General features: G+C 54.8%; 6 protein-coding genes and 1 pseudogene. 1 reads left to right on the top strand and 6 read right to left on the bottom strand.

Annotated elements, in window-relative coordinates; genetic code table 11:
• From ABYP39_RS17500 to ABYP39_RS17475, 6 genes and pseudogenes are all read right to left on the bottom strand, one after another.
• A pseudogene (locus ABYP39_RS17500) lies at positions 1–231 on the bottom strand (energy transducer TonB); the annotation flags it as partial.
• Complete coding sequence (locus ABYP39_RS17495; RefSeq protein WP_372783873.1) at positions 231–1070, bottom strand: DUF3450 domain-containing protein; 840 nt, start codon at positions 1068–1070, stop codon at positions 231–233. The gene ABYP39_RS17495 and the pseudogene ABYP39_RS17500, both read right to left, overlap by 1 nt.
• 421 nt (positions 1071–1491) lie before the next feature.
• On the bottom strand, positions 1492–1989 hold the full coding sequence (locus tag ABYP39_RS17490) for a dihydrofolate reductase (RefSeq protein WP_372748711.1): 498 nt from the start codon (positions 1987–1989) through the stop codon (positions 1492–1494).
• Positions 1986–2825, bottom strand: coding sequence for a thymidylate synthase (locus tag ABYP39_RS17485; protein WP_372748713.1), 840 nt, complete (start codon positions 2823–2825; stop codon positions 1986–1988). Before ABYP39_RS17485 ends, ABYP39_RS17490 begins: the two co-directional genes overlap by 4 nt.
• Positions 2826–2827: 2 nt before the next feature.
• Positions 2828–3634, bottom strand: a complete 807-nt coding sequence (gene lgt / locus ABYP39_RS17480; protein ID WP_372749706.1) for a prolipoprotein diacylglyceryl transferase — start codon at positions 3632–3634, stop codon at positions 2828–2830.
• Positions 3635–3636: 2 nt separating this feature from the next.
• Positions 3637–4428, bottom strand: coding sequence for a sulfite exporter TauE/SafE family protein (locus ABYP39_RS17475; protein WP_372749707.1), 792 nt, complete (start codon positions 4426–4428; stop codon positions 3637–3639).
• A gap of 110 nt (positions 4429–4538) precedes the next feature.
• Between ABYP39_RS17475 and ABYP39_RS17470 the strand changes: the two genes are divergently transcribed.
• A partial coding sequence (locus tag ABYP39_RS17470; RefSeq protein ID WP_372783875.1) for an NRDE family protein occupies positions 4539–4630 on the top strand: 92 nt, incomplete at its 3' end.

Below are 4630 nucleotides of genomic sequence, written 5' to 3'. Positions count from 1 at the left end.
TTTTTTAAGCATATTGCGGGCTTCGTCCAGCAGTTCTTGCTGTTGGTAACGAGCCGCTTTGAAACGCTCTTCGCGGGCGCGATTTTCTTTGGCTTCCTTGACGCGACCCTGCTCCACGTGGCGCAGCAGCTCATCAAGGGATTTCGCTTCCTGGGCAACTACAGGCGCGGAAACGATTGCCAGCGCACTGCCCAGAGCGATCAATGCAGATTTCAACATTGTCTTTTTCATTACTGAACATCCTCCGGAGCAGGAATCGGCAGTTTCATAATATCGATAGACGCTTGCTTACGAGCAATACGCAAACCTTTCAGGATGGCGCTCTTGTACTCGTTGCCCAGCGGCTCAAACTGGCGCTTCTCGTTGTTCCACATACCGGATTTGTCGGTGTCAGTGGTTTGGTAAAGCAGGGCGATACGGCCAATGCGCAGGAAGTTCACATCACGCTCAACACCGTCAACCTCAGCTTTACCGGCGTAGGTATCGATCTTGCGACCGTATTCGGTTTCGATCTTGTACGCTTCCAGTACCTGGCGGAATTTCTCCGCGATAGACACATCGGAGCGATCCAGGTTATTACGCAGGAATTCAATACGCTGTTCACGCTCTTCCCTGTGGAAGGGCACGTCCAGTCGCACAAACTCTTCCAGGCCATCGATCATCTTGATGATGGTAGGCATCATCTGGCGCTGAATAATTGTCGCCTCATCGATAGACTTCTCAAGCTCTTTAATTCGGCGAATCTGGTTGGTGATCTGTTTCTCAAGGCGCGCGTTGTACACCTTCAGACCATCTACCTGCTTCATCACGGTCTTGTAGTCTTGAAGCAGATCGCTGGTTTGCGATGCCAGCTTGTCGATGCGAACCTGAGACTCGCGGGCCGCACTGTTCTTCTTGTGGCCAACGGCAAGCACTTCCTTAACCGTTGTTTTTGGCTCCGGTGGAGCCGCCGCTGCTGCGTCCTCGCCTGCTTCTTCATCAGACGATGCAGCATGAAGTTGTGCACCTGTCAGAGCCAGCATAGATAGCGACACTGCAAGCGCGACTGATTTCAATCGATGCATATTCATGGGGATTGCTTTTCCTATTAGGGACATGTGTGTAAAGCAGACCGTTTTATTCTTTAAAGAGCTGCAAGTTACAAACCTGTAATTGGTCACAGCGACCCACATTTTAATCACGAGCATTCTTAAGAATCAACGACCGACTGCTTGGGACTGTGACGGCAAAAATCGAGCCCACAAACGTGTACTGTGGTTACGAACTCTCCATCTTTCGGTAACACTTTATTAAATCGAGGTAACAATCTGGTTAAATTTCAGGCTAAAAGGCATAGTGGAGATCACTTATTGACCAACTCACAACCCCAACTGCCACAAAAAATTAACAAAGCCACGTAAAAATAGTGAAAAATTGTTAGTAGGTGGCGACAAGTTCCAGCCGGGTAACACCTTTTTCGACCGAAAAAACCGCTGTTTTCCGAAAGCGTCGTTACGCACCGCGCTCGTAAACAACAAACGAAAAGCGCCAGTCACCTTCCATACCAGGCTGCTCTGACACCTTCACCCAACCTTCATCCAGCGCCGGAAAATAGGCGTCGCCCTCGATTTCGGCCTGCACCTGCGTGAGATAGAGCCGCTGCGCATGAGGCAACAGCGACCGATAGAGCTGCTCGCCGCCAATCACCATAACTTCTGCCACACCATCGGCCTCGGCCACCTCGGTTGCCAGCTGCAGAGCCTGCTCGGTGCTGCGCGCTATGCGCACACCGTCAGCGTGCCAGCCGGACTGACGGGTCACCACAATATTGGTGCGCCCCGGTAATGGGCGGCCAATGGAATCAAAGGTTTTGCGCCCCATCACCACCGGCTTACCCAGAGTAGTCGCCTTAAAGTGCTTCAGGTCTGCAGAAATATGCCAGGGTAATGCATTGTCGCGACCAATCACCCGGTTGCGCGACATGGCCGCAATCATCGCCAAGCAAGTCATATGGCGATTGGCGCCTTGATCGCCGGCTGTGGATCATAGTTATCAAAAACAAAATCCTCGAAGGTGTAGTCAAAGATCGACGCCGGCTTGCGCGCAAAGCGCAACGTTGGCAGCGCACCCGGGCGCCGCTTTAGTTGCTCATACACAATATCGTCAGTGAGATGATTCAGGTATAGATGACAGTCGCCAAACGTGTGCACAAACTCACCAACCTCCAGATCACATTGCTGAGCCACCATATGGGTCAGCATCGCATAACTGGCGATATTAAAGGGCACCCCCAGAAACAGGTCAGCACTACGCTGATACAGCTGACAGGAGAGCCGGCCCTCGGCCACGTAAAACTGAAACAGTGTGTGACAGGGAGGCAGCGCCGCCTTGCCATTGCGCACATTCTCATGCGGGCTCACCGATTCATCTGGCAGGTCTGCGGGGTTCCAGCCGCTAACTATCAGACGGCGCGAGTCCGGCTTGGTCTTGATCATCCGGATCAGCTCGCTGATCTGATCCACCGTTGAACCATCGGGACAAGCCCAGCTGCGCCACTGCTTGCCATAGATGGGGCCGAGGTCGCCATCTTCCAGCGCCCACTCATCCCAGATGCTGACACCGCGCTCCTTGAGCCAGCTGTTGTCACAGCTGCCATTGAGAAACCAGATCAGCTCATAGATCACACTGCGCAAGTGCACTTTTTTGGTGGTCAGCAGCGGGAAACCCTGCTGCAGATCAAAGCGTAACTGCCGCCCAAAAACGGAGCGCGTGCCCACACCGGTACGATCCGACTTGTCGACCCCGTTATCAATGACATCCTGCATCAGGTCAAGATACTGCTTCATGATTAGCCTTTATTACCCTGAGTAAATTTTTGCCTGCGGTAGCTCCACACCAAAATACCAATCCCCACCAGAATCATCGGCAGAGACAGCAGCTGGCCGCGGGTTAGCCAGCCAAAGGCGACAAAGCCAATATGCGCATCGGGCTCGCGCACAAACTCCACAAGGAAACGGAAAATGCCGTAGAACAAAACAAACACCGCGCCAACCGACCAGGCCGGGCGAGGCTTGCGCGAAAACCAGAACACGATGGCGAATAATACCAGCCCCTCAAGCGCAAATTGATAGAGCTGCGACGGATGCCTTGGCAATTGCGACGGATCGCGCGGAAACACCATGGCCCACGGCACATCGCTTGCCCGCCCCCACAGCTCCTGACCAATAAAATTCCCGAGCCGACCCAGGCCGAGCCCGATGGGCACCAGCGGCGCAACAAAATCCAGCAGCTCACCAAAGCGCAAGCCCTGCGACCGGGCATACCACCACTGCGCCAGGATCACGCCCAACATGCCACCGTGAAAGGACATGCCGCCCTCATTGACCTTGAACAGCCACAACGGCTCCGCCAGAAAGCGGTCGAAGCCATAAAACAACACATAACCAACCCGGCCGCCCAGCACCACGCCCAGCGCCCCATAAAAAATAATATCATCCACCTGCTCAGGCGAAACCGGCCGCCAAGCCTGACGACTGCGAGTTCGCGCCAACCACCAGGCCGCGCCGAAGGCCGCCAGATACATCAAACCGTACCAGTGAATCGCCACTGGCCCCAACTGAACGGCGACCGGGTCAAATGCCGGATGCTGCAACATAACTAAAAATTCCTGTATATAAACTGCACGCCAACAACGGCGAGAAAGAGGGCAAACACTCGCTTCAAGTGAGCTTCCGGCAAACGCTGGGCAAGCTTTGCACCAAAGCGCGCAAACAGGGTGCTGGTTAGTACAACCCCTAAAAACGCCGGCCAGTATACAAACCCGCTGCTGTAGGCAGGCAAATCCTCGCGCCCCCAGCCAGCCCAAATATTCGTGGCAAAGCCGACAATGGCGATGGGCAGACCGCAGGCGGCAGAAACACCGACCGCTTTCTGCATAACCACATTCGACCAACTGAGAAACGGCACGGTAAGCGAACCGCCGCCAATACCAAACAGGGCTGAAACATAGCCTATCACGCCCCCCGCAGCCGTTAGGCCAACCCGGCCCGGCACCACGCGGGAAGGTTTAGGCTTCAGCCCCAACCCCATCTGGGCGGCGATCAGCAGGGCAAAACAGCCAAACAGCCCCTGCAATAACTGCCCCGCCATGCCCGCCGCCGTGTGTACACCCAGAACCACACCCACCGCGATGGCCGGCGCCAATTTCCAGAACAAACGCCAATCGACATTGCCGTACTCGTGATGGGCACGCACCGAACTGACCGATGTAAACACAATGGTAGCGAGCGAGGTCCCCACCGCCAACTGGGTGAGTGTTGTCGCGGGAAAATCCATAAAGCTGAACGCAAACACCAGTGCCGGGACAATGATCAGGCCACCACCGACACCAAACAGACCAGCCGTAAGGCCGGCCACCGCACCCAGCAGCAGGTAGCCAACTAACAGCACAAGTGGGCGCTATCCTCTCGCCGCACGGGGAATTTTTCGTTTTTCATTTAATCACAAGCCTAGAAAACCTTGGTATTATGGCGCCCACATGCTCAATGTAAACCACAGCCATGTGCCTGATTGTAGTGGCCTGGAAGGCCCACCCCAAGTACCCGCTCATTGTGGCGGCGAACCGCGACGAATACTACCAGCGCCCCAGTAT

Source organism: Litorivivens sp., from assembly GCF_041625495.1.
Lineage (GTDB): Bacteria > Pseudomonadota > Gammaproteobacteria > Pseudomonadales > Spongiibacteraceae > Litorivivens.
This window is presented reverse-complemented; position numbering and strand designations above follow the sequence as displayed.